Source organism: Catenibacterium sp. AM22-6LB, assembly GCF_003435615.1.
Classification (GTDB): Bacteria; Bacillota_I; Bacilli_A; order Erysipelotrichales; family Coprobacillaceae; genus Catenibacterium; species Catenibacterium mitsuoka_A.
The window spans coordinates 17,364-34,258 of the sequence record NZ_QTUM01000025.1; the positions used below are offsets into that span (position 1 = coordinate 17,364).

Here is a 16,895-nt window from a genome sequence, read left to right on the forward strand (position 1 = left end):
ACACATTTATTAGTTTATTAATTTTAAAAGGTTTTGGAATATAAAAAAATGTAAATGAAAAGCCATTTACATTTTCTAATTTATTATTAAATTTTTTGTAAATAGAATTTACATTCTCAATACTTAACGCTCAGTTCAAGAAAAATAGTCTAGGGTGATTATTAATAGTTACTAGATGTAAGTCTTCTTTGATTATAAACACATCTTATAGATGTTTAAACAGTCTTCCTGCGTTAAAGGACGATAGGCCATTGGCAATGAATCTTGTCCATAACATGCTTTTACTTTTAATTCATCTAAGTCTATATCTGTGATGTTTAATTCACTTAGTGTTACAGGCAAATGAAGTTCAACTTTAATAAAGTTTTGGAATGCAGCGATTCCTGCAAGAGCATTGTCCATGTCATTACCTAAATCTTTTATACCCATGACATTCATTCCAAAACGGGCAAAGTCATTTGCTACTGTTTCATCTTTATTCAGTAAATATGTCATCCATTTAGGTGTAATAATTGCAAGTCCTTTACCATGAGTCATATCATATGTAGAAGAGAATTGTTCGAGAGCATGTAATTGTGCCTGTGTTTTATATCCTGATGTACAGAAACTATTTAATGCCCATGAAGCAGCCCATAATAGTGTTGCTCTTGCTGTATAGTTATCTGGTTCTTTCAATGCGATTGGTAGTTGTTCACGTATTGTTTTTAGTAAGGTTTCAACCACATTAAACTGAAGTGGATACTTATCACTGTTCACAAAATAATTCATATCAAATAGATGTGCCATGATATCAAATCCACCACATGCTGTTTGATATGATGAAACAGTGAATGTATTCGTAGGATCTAAAAAGGCTGCTTTAGTCTTAAAATATCTCCATTAATACCACTTTTTACATTCTTGTCTACATTCGCAATAACACATGATTTATCCATTTCACTACCTATTGAGGCAATAGTAGGCATTGCGATAACAGGTAGAGCATCCTTACAAGATACTTTCTTTTCTACTAAATCCCAGAAATCATCTGTGTCTGTAAGTGTTAAAGCAGCAATTGCTTTAGATGCATCAATAGTAGATCCTCCACCATATACGACTAAAACATTCTTTCCGTGCTTTAATACTTCTTCATGTAAATGACCTAATTGGTCTTTACCAAAATATACTTTTGTAGTGTTTTGAAACTGAAAATCATTCATTTTATTTTCCTCCTTCTGGTTTTAAAGGTCCATAATAATATGATGCTGTTGCACCACCATCCATTAAGAAAGTAGATCCAGTAATAAAAGCACCCTTATCATTCATTAATAATTCAGCAACATTTGCTACTTCATCTGCTGTTCCTGGTCTACCAGCTGGACATTTTAAGAACATGTTTTTATAGAAATCTCCTCTTGGTCCATTGAATTCATCAATTGCGAGAGGTGTCACTATAATACCTGGTGCAATCGCATTGATTCTTGCTCCACGTTGACCCCATTTAACAGATTCAGCCATGACACGTTTTTCATTACATCTTTTTGCTAATTGATAAGCGTGTAATGTATCATTAATATTTTCAGGTTGTAAAATATCTAAATCTAATAATTCTTCAGTTGGTGTACAAGCAAGTTGTTCATCTTCCAAAGCTGTAAGTTGTTTCATACGAAAACCTGATTGACTTGAAATTGTAATACCAACGACACCTTCTTCAATCACTTTTCCTACTTCTTCTAATAAAACAGCTGTTCCATAAAGATCTACTCTTAAAATAGATTCAATAGGTGCCTGTGAAGGTGAAACACCAGCACCATTCACCAACATTTTGATTTTTCCAAAGCTTTTAGCTGTTTCAATCGTTTTTAGAATATCTTCCCTACTTGATAAATCAACTTTCATGATATCAACATCAAATCCTGCATCAATCATTGTTTTTTGAATATTCTTCGCATTTTCTATATTTTTGTCACCTAAAATAATTTTCTTACCAGCGCCCATTCTTCTCATAATAGCCATACTAATTTGACAAGCACCAACAACAATCATAACTTCTTTCATTACTTCTTTACCTGCCCTTTCTATATAAAAGCTTCTACATCCATATAATAAAAAAAATAAGGAATTGAAACAATTTCAATTCCTTATCATCTTCATAAGTTTTACTTATGTAATAGATCTTTATATATTTGCACAAACTCTTCTATGTAATAATTCGTATTCTCTTTAGACCAGCAGGCAAAGTAGTTTCTTTGAATAGGTTTACCCTTATAATGTAGTCTTATTCTTTTTATACCTTCCATCGGTTCAGCCAAGTCCCCTATGTGATCAACAGGTAGATAACCTCTTTGACTTACAACCATTAAACGTGTCTGTTCTTTAGATTATTCAATATAGTATCAAAAATCCTCAACAAACAAAAAAACCTTGATTTACATCAAGGTTCATAGGTTAGAATTATTCACCAACGTATGGTAATAAAGCCATCTGTCTTGCTCTCTTGATTGCTCTAGCAAGTTTTCTCTGATACTTAGCGCTTGTACCAGTTACACGTCTTGGGATGATTTTACCGTTAGCTGAGATAAATCTCTTTAAAAGTTCAACATCTTTATAATCGATGTAGTCAATCTTATTTTTAGTGAAGTAGCAAACTTTTCTTCTACCCATTCTCTGTCTTCTGAAAGCCATTGTTGTTTCCTCCTGTTAGAATTGAATATCGTCATCCATGATATCATATGAATTCACTGAATCATCAAAATCTTTATCTAGATCCACTGTCTTCATATCATAGAAGTCATTGTTGTTTTGTCTAGGCTGCTGAGTCATTGTAGGTTGCTGCATCATAGGTGCACTCTGCTGAGCTCTTTCTCTCTGTGCTCTTGTTTCCAAGAACTGAACTGAATCAGCCACAACCTCTGTTACATAAACTCTCTGGCCTTGATTGTTGTCGTAACTACGAGTCTGTATACGACCGTCGACTGATACAAGTGAACCCTTGCTACAATACTGTGCAACATTTTCAGCAGGTTTTCTCCATACAACACAGTTGATGAAATCAGCTTCCTGACCATCTCTTGTTGAGAAGTTACGATCAACTGCTAAAGTAAAACTTGTTACAGCTGTACCATTACCTGTTCTTCTTAATTCAGGATCTCTTGTAAGTCTTCCGACTAATGCGACACGGTTAAGCATTCGCCCTCACCTCTTCTTAGTCTCTTCTTAAAGTTAAGTGACGTAATACGCTTGGGTTGATACGTGATAAACGTTCGAATTCAGCGATTGCTTCTGGAGTTGTATGAGTATCGATTACTACATATAATCCCTTAGTATAATCTTTGATTTCGTAAGCTAATTCACGTAAGCCTAACTTTTCAGTGTCAACGTTATCAACAACACCTTCACCTTCAGTTAAGATTGCTTTAAAACCATCTAATACTGCATTCTTAGCATCATCTTCTAAATCAGGTTTTAAAATCATCATAATTTCATACTTGTTCATTTTTTTACCTCCTCTGGTCTTGACGGTCTAGAATACTTCTAGACAGGCAGTAATATTTTACATGCTCGTTCATACTATCACAAGAAAATCAAAAAAGCAATGATTAATCGAAGTTTTTTAACTATTTTAGATCTTCTTTCGTAGTGATTTTAATATTATCATAATCACCTTCTACAACATAGACATCTTTACCCTGTAATTCCAACATAGAGGCATCATCTGTTGCCTGAATATTATTTTCTATGGCTTCTTTATAGGCATTTCTAATAAGTACTGTATCAAAAGCCTGTGGTGTCTGTGCCTGCATTAGTTCAGAACGAATAAGTGTTTCTACTACCTTACCATCCTTGACACGCTTAATTGTATCTTTACATGGCACCATCGCAAGAACTGCCTTATGCTCTTCCATTCCTACTACCAAACGGTCTAGAAGGTCTTTTTTCACAAAAGGTCTTGCGCCATCATGAATCATTACATAATCACTTGTGACATGTTTTAATCCTTCATAAACAGAATCCTGTCTTTCTTTTCCACCTTCTACAAACTTCATACATTTCTTATTTAATAGTTTCTTGAAATGTGACTGTTCTTCTTTTTTACATACAATAATGATTTCTTCACATCTCTTATCATGTAAAAAGACATTCACTGTCTTTTCATATACAGTCTCTCCCTGTAATTGATAGAACATCTTGTTGTAACCAAGACCTGTTCTCTTACCACTTCCTGCACATAATATAATTGCGCTATACATCATGAATCACCTCTATTACATTATATATAAAAAAACGTAAATTACTTTACGTTTTTCTCTAGTCTTGCAAATAAAACACTACGTGTTGGCGTATCATGCGCATAACAAGTAGATAAAAGCAGTAATGGTGCTGTATTTTGTGTATCTACATCTCTTGATTGTTTAGCGGATGATTTCGCATTAGCCACATAACTTGCATAATCAATATCCTTCAAGTAATAATCACTTGTTGCATTAATGATCTTAGTACTATAGATAGAATATACGTTAATGCTGCCATCTGGTAAATAAATATATACTTCTGGATGATTATTAAAGTAATCCTGATCTGTAAACTTCTTAATATTCGCAAACATTGAACCATTCTTCATATTATGACCATAAATAATTGTATTACTATCAGTCATTGAGGCATCGTTGTCTTCATCTAAGAAGATACTACCTCCAAATGAATACTTCTTTTCATAGTTTGTATGAATATATGTATCATTTGTTTTTCCTTTTAATAAAGCATAATCAATGTTTGTATTAGGAATATAAATCCATCCTACAATATCTTCATTAATACTCTTTAATTGATTAAAATCAATTTTTCTATCTAGTGGTGAATCCTGCTTCACTTCAGTTACAACTTCTTCTTGTAGCTTTTTGTTGTCAGAGTCTAACTTATGATATTTATATCCAATTTTTGCAAGATTACCTGCACTATATAGAAAGACAGCTAAACATATTACAAGAAGAATACGTCTAATGATTTTCATTATACGTTAAACTTGAAGAACATGATATCACCATCAAGTCCTTTATAAGTTTTTCCTTCCTGTCTGATCTTACCAGCTTCTCTTAAAGCCACTTCACTCTTATACTGCATCATATCATCATAAGTATAAGTTTCAGCTTTAATGAAACCTTTCTGGAAGTCTGTATGAATAATACCGGCCATTTCTGGTGCTGTCATACCATTAGTAAATGTCCAAGCACGGCATTCATCAGGACCTACAGTAAAGAAAGTCTTTAAGTCTAATAAAGCATATGTTTCTTTAATAAGCTTATCTAAACCACTTTCCTTGATTCCTAAATCATCCATGAAGATAGCTTTATCTTCTGCATCTAATGCAGCTAATTCACTTTCAATCTTAGCGCAGATAGGAACAACATCGCATCCTTCTTTTGCAGCATATTCTTTTAAAGTAATATAGTATGGGTTTGAATCTGGATCTTCGATATCTTCTTCACCCATATTTGCTACATAGATCATAGGCTTAGTAGTTAATAAGTTGAACTGTTTTACATAAACCATTTCTTCCTCATTAAAAGTAAGCGTACGAGCCATCTTACCAGCTTCTAATACTTCTTTTAATGGTGCTAATACTTCCATTTCAGCTTTAGCTTCTTTATCACCAGTCTGAGCTTTCTTTTCAATCTTACCAATTCTCTTGTCCACTGTTTCTAAATCAGCCATAACAAGTTCAAGATTGATTGTTTCAACGTCACGCACTGGATCTACTGAACCATCAACGTGAGTAATATCCTTATCTCTAAAACATCTTACTACTTCACAGATTGCATCTGTTTCTCTGATGTTAGCTAAGAATTTATTTCCTAAACCTTCACCTCTAGAGGCACCTTTTACAAGTCCGGCAATATCTGTAAATTCAAATGTAGTATAGATAGTCTTCTTTGGATTAAAGATTGCAGCAAGATCATCTAATCTATGATCTGGTACTTCAACAACACCTACGTTAGGGTCAATTGTTGCGAATGGGTAGTTGGCTGCTTCTACCTGTGCGTTTGTGATTGCATTAAATAATGTAGATTTACCAACGTTTGGTAAACCAACGATTCCTGCAGTTAATGACATAATTTATATTCACTCCTTTTAATCTACATTATTTTATTATACTTAACGTTAAAATGCAATGAATGAATGGTATAATGGGGAAGGTGATAGAATGAATAATATATATGAAAGACTCAATCAATTTTTATGGTCTCATCCTACTTATAAAAAAGTGGTAGGATTTCTTACAATCGCATTAAAATATATCATGATGGCTTCTTATGTGATGTTATTAATTGGTTTCTATATGACCCATGATGATTATCTTATTTATGCGATTATTAAGCCTTGTGCTGCATTTCTTATTGTGACAGTGATTAGAAAACTGATTAATCAATCACGTCCCTATGACTACTTAGAAGTCACTCCACTCTTTGAACATCGTGAAGGATGTTCTTTCCCTTCTAGACATGCTGCAAGTGCATTTATTATCGCATTTACTGCGATTCATTTTGATTTATATATTGGTATAGTGATGCTTATATTCGCATTTTTAACTGCCATTACAAGGGTTTTAAGTGGCCTTCATCATATCAGTGATGTAACTGCTGGTATGGTGTTAAGTCTTATTATTGAACTTTTATAGAATACATAACTATTACACAGAGAAATGTGTATAATGGTATCCGATAAAGGAGATGTGATCATGAAAAAGATAAATATTGCGATAGCTTTCATGCTTCTCATCAGTCTTGTTTATAGTCCTGTACATGCTGATGAAGTGAAGGAAGTTTATCTGACTTTTGATGATGGGCCTTCTCATAACACACCTCAAGTATTAGATATTCTTGATAAATATAATGTGAAAGCGACATTCTTTGTGACTGGTGAAAATGCGCGTTATCAAAGCTATATTCGTACAGCTTATTTAAAAGGACATGCCATTGGTGCACATAGTTATACACATAAGTATAGTATTTATCAAAGTGAAGAAACTTATTTTGAGGATTTAGGTAATATTGAGAAAATCATCAAAGAACAAACAGGACGTACTAGCAAATTGATCCGTTTCCCTGGAGGAAGTTCAAATACGATATCAAGACATTATTCACAGGGAATTATGGCTAAAGTTGCACAGGAAGTAGAAAAGAAAGGCTATAAGTACTATGACTGGAATGTCTCTTCTAATGATGCGACTAAACGTTCAGTAAATCCTGCACGTATTATTGAGAGTTCTAAGTCAAGACTACCACGTGTCTGTATTTTAATGCATGATACAGCCACTAAAACAACTACAGTACAGGCATTACCTGCAATTATTGAATACTATCAAGCTAATGGCTATACTTTTAAAACTTTAGAACATACTGACTTTGTCAGTCATCAACGTATCAACAATTAACGAGAGGCATAATAACCTCTCGTTTTTGTGTTAAATGAAATATTTTGTATAGTAACGAATACGAATCAAATCAAATAAACGCATGATCTGATAATTAAATTCAATACCATCAAATGTACCTAATACATGTACGACATCATCTGCACAGATAGAATCATAATTCTTATATTTGATATTCTGTGTCATGAGGACGATATGTGATTCACATAGACCTTTTTCTTTTAAAGATTTAGATGCATGACTCAAAGCACGTCCTGTAGCAGTTAAGAAGAAAACAACATCAGTATCTTTGAACTTGAAGTTCTTATCAAATTGGTGATATTCAACCGCCTGTTTCCCCATGCTGATCATATCTGTCTGAAAGTCTACAGTTACACTAAGTGGTGAATAACCTCCTGCTAGGATGATTCTTCCATTTTCATAAATGATTTCAGCTAAGTGATCAACAAGATTCAAGAAGTCTTCTTTTGAACCTGAGATATGAAGAGAACTGATCATTCCATCAATATCAGTATGGAGTAGTCTTAACTGCATCTGACTTGAACGAAGATCCTGATCCATCATGAGTCTTTCTCTGAAGTCTTCATAATCATGATATCCTAAGTATCCCATAAAGGTCATTATATCTTCCTCTGTATACTCAGATTCCTTCACAATTTCTTCTAATGTCTTACATCTTAATTCTTGATAGTGTTCTACCATGAATAAGGCAGTACGATATTGTCTATCGTCAGTAATCACACCATTGAGATAACGAATAATACGTGATAGTAGTATGTCCATATAATCACCCCTTTCATATATTATATACTAAAAAAGACTCCATCTTACTAAATGGAGCACAAAAAAAGGATAACTGGAGGGGCGGTCGAACCATTTCTAAGAATGGGCATCCCTCATCCGCCATATATCTAATTAGATATACGCCGTGTTAGACGAGACCGATTTTTCTACATCAGTTATCCTTTTCTAGATCAATTAAATCATTTATTTTGATAGAGTCAAGTTATTCACTTTCTTTATGTTCAATAACTTTTTTTAATCTCTTTTCAAAATCTCTTCGTGAAAACATGATAATTGCGCCGCAACCCATGCATTTCACTTTAATGTCCGCACCCATTCTTACGATTTCCCATTGTGTGGATTTCTTACATGGATGAGGCTTTTTCATTTCAATAATATCATGTAATCCGTATTCCATCATCATTCTCCTAATCTTTTAATAATATCTCTTGCAACTAAGATTCCATTAGCGCCTGCCTGAGCAAGTCCGCGTGTTAAACCTGCACCATCACCGGCAACATATAAACCATCTACAAGAGTTTCAAATCCTTCTCTTACCTTTGGTCTTGCACTATAGAATTTAGCTTCTACACCATAAAGTAATGTATGTTCATTCGCAATACCTGGTGTTACGTGATCTAATGCTTCAATCATTTCTACGATTGATTTCATTGTATTGTATGGTAATACAAGACCTAAATCACCTGGAACAGCTTCTGGTAATGTAGGTACTGTATAACCTTCTTTTAAGCGCTTTTCAGTTGTTCTTCTACCCTTTTTGATATCACCATATCTCTGTACGATGATAGAACCATTTGAAAGTTTATTTGCTAGTTGAGCGACCTGATGGGCAAATTCATTAGGCTGGTTAAATGGTTCAGAGAATACATGAGATACTAATAATGCAAAGTTAGTATTGTCAGAACCTAATTTAGGATCATGATAAGCATGTCCATTGGCCATCATTGTCCCTTCATGGTTTTCTATTACAACATGTCCACTAGGGTTTGAACAGAATGTTCTTACTCTTGTACCTACAGATGTGTTATAGATGAACTTACCTTCATATAAGTTCTTATTGATTTCATCCATAACGATATTAGATGTTTCTACACGTACACCAATATCTACCTGGTTGTTATAAAGATCTAAGCCATGTTTCTTAAAGATAGAGTCTAACCATGTCGCACCATCTCTACCTGGTGCAAGTAATACTTTAGAGGCTGTAATGATATCACCTTTCGCAAGCTTTATACCTTTGATTGTATTATCTTCTACAATAATATCTTCTACTTCTGTATTAAACTGGATATCTATATGTTCCTTTAATGTTTCCTGCATTTCAGTCATGATACGTAAGTTTTCTTCTGTACCTAAATGTCTAACCTTAGCACGTAATAACTTTAAACCTACTGCATAGCCTCTGTGTTCGATTTCTTTTACTTTATCTGTAGTTGGGTCAGTAATATCTTTAGTTGCCCCATGCTTTAAATATAAGCTATCTACATAACGAATTACATCTTCTACTTCATTTGCTGGAAGATAATCAGTAAGCCATCCACCAAATTCACTTGTAATATTAAACTTACCATCAGAATAAGCACCGGCACCACCAAATCCACATGTAATAGAACATGCTGGTAAACAACCTGGTTCATTATCCTTGATTACTGGACACTGTTTGATTTTCTTATCTTTGATAGGACAATGTCTTGCAGTCACTGCTCTTCCTTTATCAATTAATAATACTGATAAGTTAGGATTCTTTAATACGAATTCATAACTTGCCATAATTCCTGCTGGACCAGCACCTACTACAATTACATCATAATTTTCTCTCATATATACCTCTCTTCTTTACCATTCAATAATACCATTCTTTCGACATAAAGAAAAGGTAGTAAAACACTACCTTTAGTCTTCAAATAAGCATGCTCCATTTGTTTCAATGACATGTTTATAATAATCAAATGATTTCTTCTTATAACGTTTATAAGTACCATTACCTAGATCATCACAATCTACATAGATGAAACCATAACGTTTAGACATCTGTTTTGTAGATTCAGAAACGATATCAATACATCCCCAAGATGTATAACCCATGAGGTCTACACCATCTTCTACAATCGCATTATACATTTCTTTAAAGTGTGCATCAAAGTAATCAATTCTATACTGATCATCTACAGTACCATTCACTAATTCATCTTTTGCACCTAAACCATTTTCTACTACGAATAATGGCTTTCTATAACGGTCATATAAGTCTACTAAAGAGATTCTTAAACCAATAGGGTCAATCTGCCATCCCCAGTCAGATGATGGAATATATGGATTCTTAATAGCTACATTAGTATTAGCTGCAGTCTTCTTTAAACCATTGTCATCTTTAGCAACACAGCTAGATGAATAATAAGAGAATGAAACGAAATCAACTGGATATTCTTTCATAATCTTTAAGTCATCTGGTTCCATCTTGATATTGATGCCTTCATTCTTGAATTTAGATAATAAGTATGCTGGATATTCACCAAATACCTGTGTATCACTATAACAATATGTACTTCTCATATCCTGTTGTGCCTGTAAAACATCTTCAGGTTTACATGTATATGGGTAGTAAGTAAGTTTTGTTAACATACAACCTACTTTAGCATCAGGTCTTGCTTCATGTACGATCTTAGTTGCAAGTGCACTGGCTACAAACTGATGATGCATTGCCTGGAAGATCACTTCATTAAAGTTCTTACCTGGGAAACGATCTTTAATAAGTGCACCTGTTGTATATGGGTGTCTGATCATAGAGTCTACTTCATTAAAAGTAAGCCAGTATTTTACTTTATCCTTATATCTATCTACAATCACTTCACAATAACGTACAAACATATCAATGACTTCTCTTGAATACCATCCATCATAATTTAATACAAGATTAATAGGTGGTTCATAGTGAGAAATAGTGACTAATGGTTCAATACCATATTTTAAACATTCATCAAATACATCATCATAAAACTTTAAACCTTCTTCATTAGGTGTTGCATCATCCGCATTAGGGAAGATTCTTGCCCAGGCAATAGATAAACGGAATACTTTAAAACCCATTTCTGCAAATAGCTTAATGTCTTCTTTATAGTGGTGATATCCATCTGCACCATGTCTTTTTGGATAGTATACTTCATCCTGTGTTTTTAATGCTTCTTCGATATCAGCTGTAGTGACTTCGTTTTGTTTCTTATAGTCCTGTACATCTACATCTAAATGACTTCTAGCACAGTCTGAGACAGTAATACCTTTACCGCCTTCATTCCATCCACCTTCGTACTGATTGGCAGCAACAGCACCGCCCCATAAAAATCCTTCTGGAAATTGTTTCATATTGTGTGTCCTCTTCTTTCATATTTATTATACATAGAATCTAAATTAAACGTTGAGATTTCCCAGAAGTCAACTACCTACGACCTAAAGGTCATGGGCTTGTAACTGCCCAGTCGTATTAACGGTTTACACCTCCGACCTTTAACCCCAATAGATATTGCTATCTAAAGTGGCGTTACATCATAGGGTGGCTGACAGCACCCTTTGCAGCAGAGTTTACTCTGTTACAACTGTATTAGGTACTTGGCTATCTGCAAGATAGTCTATTCCCATACGATACAGATTCATAGCTCCAATGCGGTCATCATTAGATTTATAACCACATTTTTTGCAGGTAAACAGATGTATCTTCTTATTGCGGTTAGACTTTTCAACATGTCCACAGCAAGGGCAGCACTGACTTGTATAGCGAGGGTCTACCTTAATAACAGAAGATTGATTCTGTTTTGCTTTGTAGATCAGTTTCTGCTCAAGGTCATAGAAAGACCATGATACAGAAACATAACGGTCCTTTGTTTTAACACGTTCTGTAGCATTACGAATACCTGACAAATCTTCCAATACAAAGAGAGTGTGCTTTGGGTTGTTTTCAACGAGTGCCTTCGATACCTGATGGTTAATATCCTGCATCCAACGGTTTTCTCGCTGACCGATAGCTTTCAGTCTTCGTCTTGAGGATGGCGTATGTCGCATTTGGAGTTCCTTACGAAGCTTGGAATAGTTAGCACGTTTCTGTTTAATAGCTTTGCCACTAACAAATCCAGACTTATGCTTGCTGTCATAAGTTGCAACAACAAAGTTAATACCTCTGTCAATACCTACAACATTACAGATATCAGAAACATTACATTCTTCAACCTCATAGGTAACTGGTATATGCAGATAGTATTTACCATGTTTATTTACAAGTTTGGCAGTACCAAACTTATAAATCGTATGATCGAAATACTTAGACATTCCATCTGCAAAATAAGATAACTTCACACGACCATTAAGTGTATTGATTGAAAAACGGTTTTGTGTTAAGGAATAATCTCTGTTCCATACCAAATCATACTGAGGCTTTTTGAACGATGGTTTAATCCATTCATTCTGATTTTCAAGAATGGTCTTATATCTGGCGATAACAGTCTTCAAAACAGACTGAGCCATCTGCGATTTAAGGTTAAACTTTTCTCGTAAAGTAGAATACAAAGCTTTATTAAGTGAAAACTGCTTTAAGTCATGAGTGCGGAATACATAGTCTGAAACATAATTACAGGCATTACGATAAACAGACATAGTTTCATCAAGCAAAACCTTATCTGTTTCAGCTGCGATTATTTGAATTTTAGCTGTAATAGTCATCTGTTCCATAGATGCACTCCTTTCATAGATATTTCACTATATATTATATCTAAATTATATCTAATTTATAGTGAAATATCTATATTTTGAGGTGAACTGTGAACAATAGATACAATCGTCATAACAGACGAGAATACAGCCTTAAAGTACATATAGTTCTAGTAACCAAATACCGTAAACAATTACTCAAAGATTCTATCGCTGATGATGTTAAACAAAAAATTCTCCATATAGCTAAAACTCGTGGCTACGAAATTATTGCGATAGAAACTGACAAAGACCATATACATTTCTTATTAAGTTACGATACAGCAGATAGAGTTTGCGATATTGTCAAAATTGTAAAGCAGGAAACAACATACCACTTATGGCATAAGTATAGTTCGGTCTTATCGAAAACAGTATTGGAAGGAAAAAACATTTTGGTCAGGTGGTTATTTTGCTTGTAGCATTGGAGAAGTGCCATCAGCAACTATACAAAAATATATTGAAAGTCAGGGATAATAGATACGATTTACGAGGATTTATTTATAAAAAAAGAACAGTTTCCTGTTCTTTAGATATCTTCTATTACACCCATGATTTCTAGAATACGATTTAGGTCTTCTGTATCAGAGTACTTAAGAGTAATTGTTTTTTCTTCTACCTTTACTTTAGTACGGAACTTCTTTCTTAATAAATCTTCTGCATAAGTATAGGTCGTATTTTTTTCTTTCTTAGGCGCATTTTTACGCTTCTGAGCAAGTTTATATCCTCTAACGATATCTTCTACCTGACGTACAGAAAGTTTCTCTTTAATAGCACGATTCGCAATTTTAAGAGCTGTTTCATCATCTAAACCTACCAATGGTCTAACATGTCCCATAGAAAGAATACCTTCTAGAATATACTGCTGGAGTTTCTCATTGATATTAAGAAGTCTTAAAGTATTAGTCACATGAGTTCTTGATTTCCCAATACGTCCAGCTAATTCTTCCTGAGTTAGATTCATCTTATCCATCATAGCTTTATAAGCCTGTGCTTCTTCTATCGCATTTAAGTCTTCTCTCTGAATGTTTTCAAGAAGCGCAATTTCCATCATCTGATCATCAGTGAAGTCTACAATGATTGCAGGTACTTCTTTTAAACCTGCAATGTTAGCTCCTCTAAATCTTCTTTCACCAGCTACAATATCATAACCATGAATAGACTTCTTTAAAAGAATTGGCTGTAGGATACCATGTTCTTTAATAGATTGAGCTAATTCATTCAACTTATCCTGATCAAAGTGTTTTCTAGGCTGATAAGGATTAGGTCTGATTAAATCAATAGTAACTTTTTCTTGAGTGAATTCATTAGAATTACTTTCAATCGCAGAAATCATTGATTGAAGATCTCCGCCTGTAGATGTTGTATCAAAGATTGCATCTAATCCTTTACTTAAACGTTTTTTCTTATCTGCCATTTCTGCTCACCACCTCTTTCGCAAGTCGTGCGTAAGACTTCGCACCTTCACTACGTGAATCATAATCAAATATTGAAAGACCTGCAGAAGGTGCTTCTGATAACTTTACATTTCTAGGAATGACTGTTTTATAAACCTTATCCTTAAAGTATTTACGTACTTCCTGTGTCACTTCTACACCTAAATTAGTACGTGAATCAAGCATAGTCAATAATACACCTTCAATTGTGAGATTACGGTTAAATACTGACTGTGTTAATAAAATAGTATTTAATAACTGTGTTAAACCTTCTAGCGCATAATATTCACACTGTACTGGTATTAAGACACTATCTGCAGCTGTAAGAGCGTTTGTGTTTAATAAACCTAAAGCTGGTGGACAATCAATAATAATATAATCATATTGATCTCTGACACTATCCATTGCCTTTCTTAAACGTTTTTCTCTTCCCTTTGGTATAGCTGATAATTGTACTTCTACACCCGCTAAGTCAATACTGGCAGGTGCCACATCTAGATGTGGGATTTCACTATGTTTGATGATTGATTCAATGGGTACTTCATCAATAAGTACATCATAAGTTGTTTTTTCTAAACTAGAACGATCGATTCCAATACCCTGTGTCGCATTAGACTGAGCGTCCATATCTACAAGTAATACTTTCTTCTTCATAAGTGCAAGTGCTGCACATAAATTAATACTAGTGGTTGTTTTTCCTACGCCACCTTTTTGGTTTGTAATTGCGATTACTTTGCCCATCACATAACCTCCTTATTCGCATTCTTAATTATATCATAAAACTCTTTAAACAAAACAAAAAGAATGAGAAGGTATTCACCTTCTCACTATTTTAGTATACCGATACGTTCTCCCATGAGAACACGTACTTCATCTTCATTTTTAGAAATATTGAGAATATCCTTATCAATATCTACAATATCTTTTTTTATGAATAAGATAACTGTACTGCCACCAAATTCAAAATAACCTTTTTCTTCACCACGTTTAAAGGTTTTCTTATTTAAGTTAGTAATTTTACCAACCATCATAGCCCCTACTTCCATCTGAACTACGTCACCAAAGTGTTTTGTATGAAGAACTGTATAAGAACGGCTATTTGTCTTATAGATAGGATAATAATCACTTGCGATGGGATTGACTGTATGAAAAACACCTTTAATAAAGTGATCTTTATCAGCTGTTCCATCATCAATGAAATGATAGTGATGATAATCATCTACTGTAAGTCTAAATACAAGACATAGACCACCTCTATATTCATCTGCAAGTGCAGGACTCATTAATAAGTCTTCAATTGTATAAACTGAATTCTTAATTTTAAGTTGCAATGTATCCTCAATAGGATAAACAGTGAGTTTACTATCACAAGGCGCAATCAGTGCATTTTCATCCATGTCGATATGTCTTACACCATCTTTAATAGTACGTGTAAAGAAATCATTGTATGAATGATAATCCTTTGATTCATATAAATTCAAATCAATGTGATTCTTCTCTACAAAAGACTTGATCTGTCCTTTAGATAAAGAAGAATTCATAAAAGCCCCACCGAGTTCAGTAATAACTGGCTGAGTCAATACTTTTAATAAACATCTTCCTGCAAGTGATCCATACAATTTCTCTAAGAAGATATCCTGTGACTGATCATATTCTAATTTTTCACCATTACGTTCAAAGATTGCCATATTAAATTAACACTACACCTTTAATAATTAAAATAATCAATAGAATAATACCAAAGCCGATAAGACCTAGGACACCCTTAAAGTCAGGCTTAATTACTTTGATGTTGGCTACGAATAGAATACCTACAACAAGTAGTCCAATTAAATAAACAAGTTGAACCTGAGGTACTGTAAGCCATACTGTTAAACAGTAAATCATTGGAAAAATTAGACATGAAGATGTAACAGGTAATCCCTGGTAATATTTTCTTTTTTCAGTAGTCTGCTGCTGTCTCATATCTTCCATAACATTAAAATATCCTAGTCGAATAACAGCACCAAGAATATATATAATAAAGATGATCAAACAAGGGAAACTATTGAATCCCATTGAGTAGGCAATGATTACAGGATAAACGCCAAAACTGATTAAGTCTACAAGAGAATCAATCTGAATACCAAACTTCTTTTCTTCTTCTGTTCTGTCTTTTTTTGAACGTGCAACGATACCATCGAAAGAATCAAAAAAGCCACAAAGCATAAGACAGAATAATGCCAAAACATAATTGTGTTCAAATGCGAAGTGAGTTCCGACAATCGCACTGATTAAACTACAATATGTTAGAATGACTGTATAGTTGTAATAACCAATCATACAATTCACCTTTCCTTCTTTTTTATAATCGGGTTCATTATAGCATGAATGCATATTGAATGATAGATATTTAATTTCTTTCTGTAAATAAAAAATAGCCTGTTTAAGGCCATTTTCTCGTTCTTGATAATAAAAAAAGGACCTGGCAGCTTGCTATTGTCGCGTCTTCACACTATCGTCGCCGTTAT

At 33.9% G+C, this 16,895-nt stretch carries 21 protein-coding genes and 2 pseudogenes; 4 read left to right on the forward strand and 19 right to left on the reverse strand.

Going from position 1 to position 16,895, the window contains the following annotated elements; all coding sequences use genetic code 11:
- Positions 1 to 192 precede the first annotated feature (192 nt).
- The 10 genes and pseudogenes from DW269_RS13125 to ychF all read right to left on the reverse strand — a co-directional run.
- Positions 193 to 801: pseudogene (locus tag DW269_RS13125) on the reverse strand (iron-containing alcohol dehydrogenase); the annotation flags it as partial.
- Positions 802 to 845: 44 nt separating this feature from the next.
- Positions 846 to 1,199 carry an iron-containing alcohol dehydrogenase gene (locus tag DW269_RS13130; protein ID WP_255413848.1) on the reverse strand — a complete coding sequence of 118 codons (354 nt, stop codon included), beginning with the start codon at positions 1,197 to 1,199 and terminating at the stop codon, positions 846 to 848.
- 1 nt (position 1,200) lies between these two features.
- On the reverse strand, positions 1,201 to 2,037 hold the full coding sequence (locus tag DW269_RS06860; RefSeq protein WP_117459105.1) for an SDR family oxidoreductase: 837 nt from the start codon (positions 2,035 to 2,037) through the stop codon (positions 1,201 to 1,203).
- Positions 2,038 to 2,138: 101 nt separating this feature from the next.
- On the reverse strand, positions 2,139 to 2,339 hold the full coding sequence (locus DW269_RS06865) for a hypothetical protein (protein ID WP_117459106.1): 201 nt from the start codon (positions 2,337 to 2,339) through the stop codon (positions 2,139 to 2,141).
- Positions 2,340 to 2,433: 94 nt separating this feature from the next.
- Entirely contained in the window at positions 2,434 to 2,664 is a 231-nt protein-coding gene (gene rpsR / locus DW269_RS06870; protein WP_006505606.1) for a 30S ribosomal protein S18, read from the reverse strand.
- Between the two features lie 15 nt (positions 2,665 to 2,679).
- The gene (gene ssb, locus DW269_RS06875; protein ID WP_117459107.1) at positions 2,680 to 3,168 is read right to left on the reverse strand and encodes a single-stranded DNA-binding protein; all 489 of its coding nucleotides are present in this window, start codon (positions 3,166 to 3,168) and stop codon (positions 2,680 to 2,682) included.
- A gap of 16 nt (positions 3,169 to 3,184) precedes the next feature.
- Positions 3,185 to 3,475 (reverse strand): 30S ribosomal protein S6, encoded by a 291-nt coding sequence (gene rpsF / locus DW269_RS06880; RefSeq protein ID WP_117459108.1) that lies wholly within the window; start codon positions 3,473 to 3,475, stop codon positions 3,185 to 3,187.
- Between the two features lie 121 nt (positions 3,476 to 3,596).
- Positions 3,597 to 4,229, reverse strand: a complete 633-nt coding sequence (gene ispD, locus DW269_RS06885; protein WP_117459109.1) for a 2-C-methyl-D-erythritol 4-phosphate cytidylyltransferase — start codon at positions 4,227 to 4,229, stop codon at positions 3,597 to 3,599.
- Positions 4,230 to 4,270: 41 nt separating this feature from the next.
- On the reverse strand, positions 4,271 to 4,990 hold the full coding sequence (gene srtB / locus DW269_RS06890) for a class B sortase (RefSeq protein WP_117459110.1): 720 nt from the start codon (positions 4,988 to 4,990) through the stop codon (positions 4,271 to 4,273).
- Positions 4,990 to 6,090: a redox-regulated ATPase YchF gene (gene ychF / locus DW269_RS06895; protein ID WP_117459111.1), complete on the reverse strand. Its 1,101-nt coding sequence runs from the start codon at positions 6,088 to 6,090 to the stop codon at positions 4,990 to 4,992. Before ychF ends, srtB begins: the two co-directional genes overlap by 1 nt.
- Before the next feature lie 91 nt (positions 6,091 to 6,181).
- Between ychF and DW269_RS06900 the strand changes: the two genes are divergently transcribed.
- Positions 6,182 to 6,655, forward strand: a complete 474-nt coding sequence (locus tag DW269_RS06900; RefSeq protein WP_158546329.1) for a phosphatase PAP2 family protein — start codon at positions 6,182 to 6,184, stop codon at positions 6,653 to 6,655.
- Between the two features lie 60 nt (positions 6,656 to 6,715).
- Complete coding sequence (locus DW269_RS06905) at positions 6,716 to 7,411, forward strand: polysaccharide deacetylase family protein (RefSeq protein WP_233502450.1); 696 nt, start codon at positions 6,716 to 6,718, stop codon at positions 7,409 to 7,411.
- A 30-nt stretch (positions 7,412 to 7,441) separates the two neighbouring features.
- Here the strand turns inward: DW269_RS06905 and DW269_RS06910 are convergent, their stop codons facing one another.
- The 5 genes from DW269_RS06910 to DW269_RS06930 form a co-directional block, all read right to left on the reverse strand.
- Complete coding sequence (locus tag DW269_RS06910) at positions 7,442 to 8,194, reverse strand: MurR/RpiR family transcriptional regulator (RefSeq protein WP_117459114.1); 753 nt, start codon at positions 8,192 to 8,194, stop codon at positions 7,442 to 7,444.
- 223 nt (positions 8,195 to 8,417) lie between these two features.
- Positions 8,418 to 8,612 carry a DUF951 domain-containing protein gene (locus DW269_RS06915; protein WP_022425725.1) on the reverse strand — a complete coding sequence of 65 codons (195 nt, stop codon included), beginning with the start codon at positions 8,610 to 8,612 and terminating at the stop codon, positions 8,418 to 8,420.
- A gap of 2 nt (positions 8,613 to 8,614) precedes the next feature.
- A complete protein-coding gene (locus DW269_RS06920) occupies positions 8,615 to 10,036 on the reverse strand; it encodes an NAD(P)/FAD-dependent oxidoreductase (RefSeq protein WP_117459115.1) in 1,422 nt (473 codons plus the stop codon).
- A 72-nt stretch (positions 10,037 to 10,108) separates the two neighbouring features.
- Positions 10,109 to 11,575, reverse strand: coding sequence for a family 1 glycosylhydrolase (locus tag DW269_RS06925; protein ID WP_117459116.1), 1,467 nt, complete (start codon positions 11,573 to 11,575; stop codon positions 10,109 to 10,111).
- 216 nt (positions 11,576 to 11,791) lie between these two features.
- The gene (locus tag DW269_RS06930; protein ID WP_117459117.1) at positions 11,792 to 12,931 is read right to left on the reverse strand and encodes an RNA-guided endonuclease TnpB family protein; all 1,140 of its coding nucleotides are present in this window, start codon (positions 12,929 to 12,931) and stop codon (positions 11,792 to 11,794) included.
- Positions 12,932 to 13,020: 89 nt separating this feature from the next.
- Here DW269_RS06930 and tnpA point away from each other — a divergent pair.
- Both tnpA and DW269_RS13135 read left to right on the forward strand, forming a co-directional pair.
- Positions 13,021 to 13,251 (forward strand): annotated as a pseudogene (tnpA, locus tag DW269_RS06935) (IS200/IS605 family transposase); the annotation flags it as partial.
- Between the two features lie 49 nt (positions 13,252 to 13,300).
- The gene (locus DW269_RS13135; RefSeq protein WP_233502452.1) at positions 13,301 to 13,426 is read left to right on the forward strand and encodes a transposase; all 126 of its coding nucleotides are present in this window, start codon (positions 13,301 to 13,303) and stop codon (positions 13,424 to 13,426) included.
- Between the two features lie 52 nt (positions 13,427 to 13,478).
- Here DW269_RS13135 and DW269_RS06940 read toward each other — a convergent pair whose 3' ends face one another.
- The 4 genes from DW269_RS06940 to DW269_RS06955 form a co-directional block, all read right to left on the reverse strand.
- Entirely contained in the window at positions 13,479 to 14,366 is an 888-nt protein-coding gene (locus DW269_RS06940) for a ParB/RepB/Spo0J family partition protein (protein ID WP_117459118.1), read from the reverse strand.
- Positions 14,356 to 15,126: a ParA family protein gene (locus tag DW269_RS06945; protein WP_117459119.1), complete on the reverse strand. Its 771-nt coding sequence runs from the start codon at positions 15,124 to 15,126 to the stop codon at positions 14,356 to 14,358. Before DW269_RS06945 ends, DW269_RS06940 begins: the two co-directional genes overlap by 11 nt.
- 86 nt (positions 15,127 to 15,212) lie before the next feature.
- Positions 15,213 to 16,073 carry a phosphatidylserine decarboxylase gene (locus tag DW269_RS06950; RefSeq protein ID WP_117459120.1) on the reverse strand — a complete coding sequence of 287 codons (861 nt, stop codon included), beginning with the start codon at positions 16,071 to 16,073 and terminating at the stop codon, positions 15,213 to 15,215.
- Between the two features lies 1 nt (position 16,074).
- Positions 16,075 to 16,707 (reverse strand): phosphatidylcholine/phosphatidylserine synthase, encoded by a 633-nt coding sequence (locus tag DW269_RS06955; RefSeq protein ID WP_117459121.1) that lies wholly within the window; start codon positions 16,705 to 16,707, stop codon positions 16,075 to 16,077.
- Between the last annotated feature and the right edge of the window lie 188 nt (positions 16,708 to 16,895).

Bases quoted from the DNA above. Each gene is read 5' to 3' on its own strand.
- DW269_RS06955 (WP_117459121.1), bottom strand. From the start codon at position 16,707: ATGATTGGTTATTACAACTATACAGTCATTCTAACATATTGTAGTTTA.
- DW269_RS06915 (WP_022425725.1), bottom strand. From the start codon at position 8,612: ATGGAATACGGATTACATGATATTATTGAAATGAAAAAGCCTCATCCA.
- DW269_RS06930 (WP_117459117.1), bottom strand. From the start codon at position 12,931: ATGGAACAGATGACTATTACAGCTAAAATTCAAATAATCGCAGCTGAA.
- rpsR (WP_006505606.1), bottom strand. From the start codon at position 2,664: ATGGCTTTCAGAAGACAGAGAATGGGTAGAAGAAAAGTTTGCTACTTC.
- DW269_RS06950 (WP_117459120.1), bottom strand. From the start codon at position 16,073: ATGGCAATCTTTGAACGTAATGGTGAAAAATTAGAATATGATCAGTCA.
- DW269_RS06900 (WP_158546329.1), top strand. From the start codon at position 6,182: ATGAATAATATATATGAAAGACTCAATCAATTTTTATGGTCTCATCCT.
- DW269_RS06865 (WP_117459106.1), bottom strand. From the start codon at position 2,339: ATGGTTGTAAGTCAAAGAGGTTATCTACCTGTTGATCACATAGGGGAC.
- DW269_RS06910 (WP_117459114.1), bottom strand. From the start codon at position 8,194: ATGGACATACTACTATCACGTATTATTCGTTATCTCAATGGTGTGATT.
- DW269_RS06860 (WP_117459105.1), bottom strand. From the start codon at position 2,037: ATGAAAGAAGTTATGATTGTTGTTGGTGCTTGTCAAATTAGTATGGCT.
- DW269_RS06945 (WP_117459119.1), bottom strand. From the start codon at position 15,126: ATGGGCAAAGTAATCGCAATTACAAACCAAAAAGGTGGCGTAGGAAAA.
- DW269_RS06920 (WP_117459115.1), bottom strand. From the start codon at position 10,036: ATGAGAGAAAATTATGATGTAATTGTAGTAGGTGCTGGTCCAGCAGGA.
- srtB (WP_117459110.1), bottom strand. From the start codon at position 4,990: ATGAAAATCATTAGACGTATTCTTCTTGTAATATGTTTAGCTGTCTTT.
- DW269_RS06925 (WP_117459116.1), bottom strand. From the start codon at position 11,575: ATGAAACAATTTCCAGAAGGATTTTTATGGGGCGGTGCTGTTGCTGCC.
- DW269_RS13130 (WP_255413848.1), bottom strand. From the start codon at position 1,199: ATGAATGATTTTCAGTTTCAAAACACTACAAAAGTATATTTTGGTAAA.
- ychF (WP_117459111.1), bottom strand. From the start codon at position 6,090: ATGTCATTAACTGCAGGAATCGTTGGTTTACCAAACGTTGGTAAATCT.
- ssb (WP_117459107.1), bottom strand. From the start codon at position 3,168: ATGCTTAACCGTGTCGCATTAGTCGGAAGACTTACAAGAGATCCTGAA.
- rpsF (WP_117459108.1), bottom strand. From the start codon at position 3,475: ATGAACAAGTATGAAATTATGATGATTTTAAAACCTGATTTAGAAGAT.
- DW269_RS06905 (WP_233502450.1), top strand. From the start codon at position 6,716: ATGAAAAAGATAAATATTGCGATAGCTTTCATGCTTCTCATCAGTCTT.
- ispD (WP_117459109.1), bottom strand. From the start codon at position 4,229: ATGTATAGCGCAATTATATTATGTGCAGGAAGTGGTAAGAGAACAGGT.
- DW269_RS06940 (WP_117459118.1), bottom strand. From the start codon at position 14,366: ATGGCAGATAAGAAAAAACGTTTAAGTAAAGGATTAGATGCAATCTTT.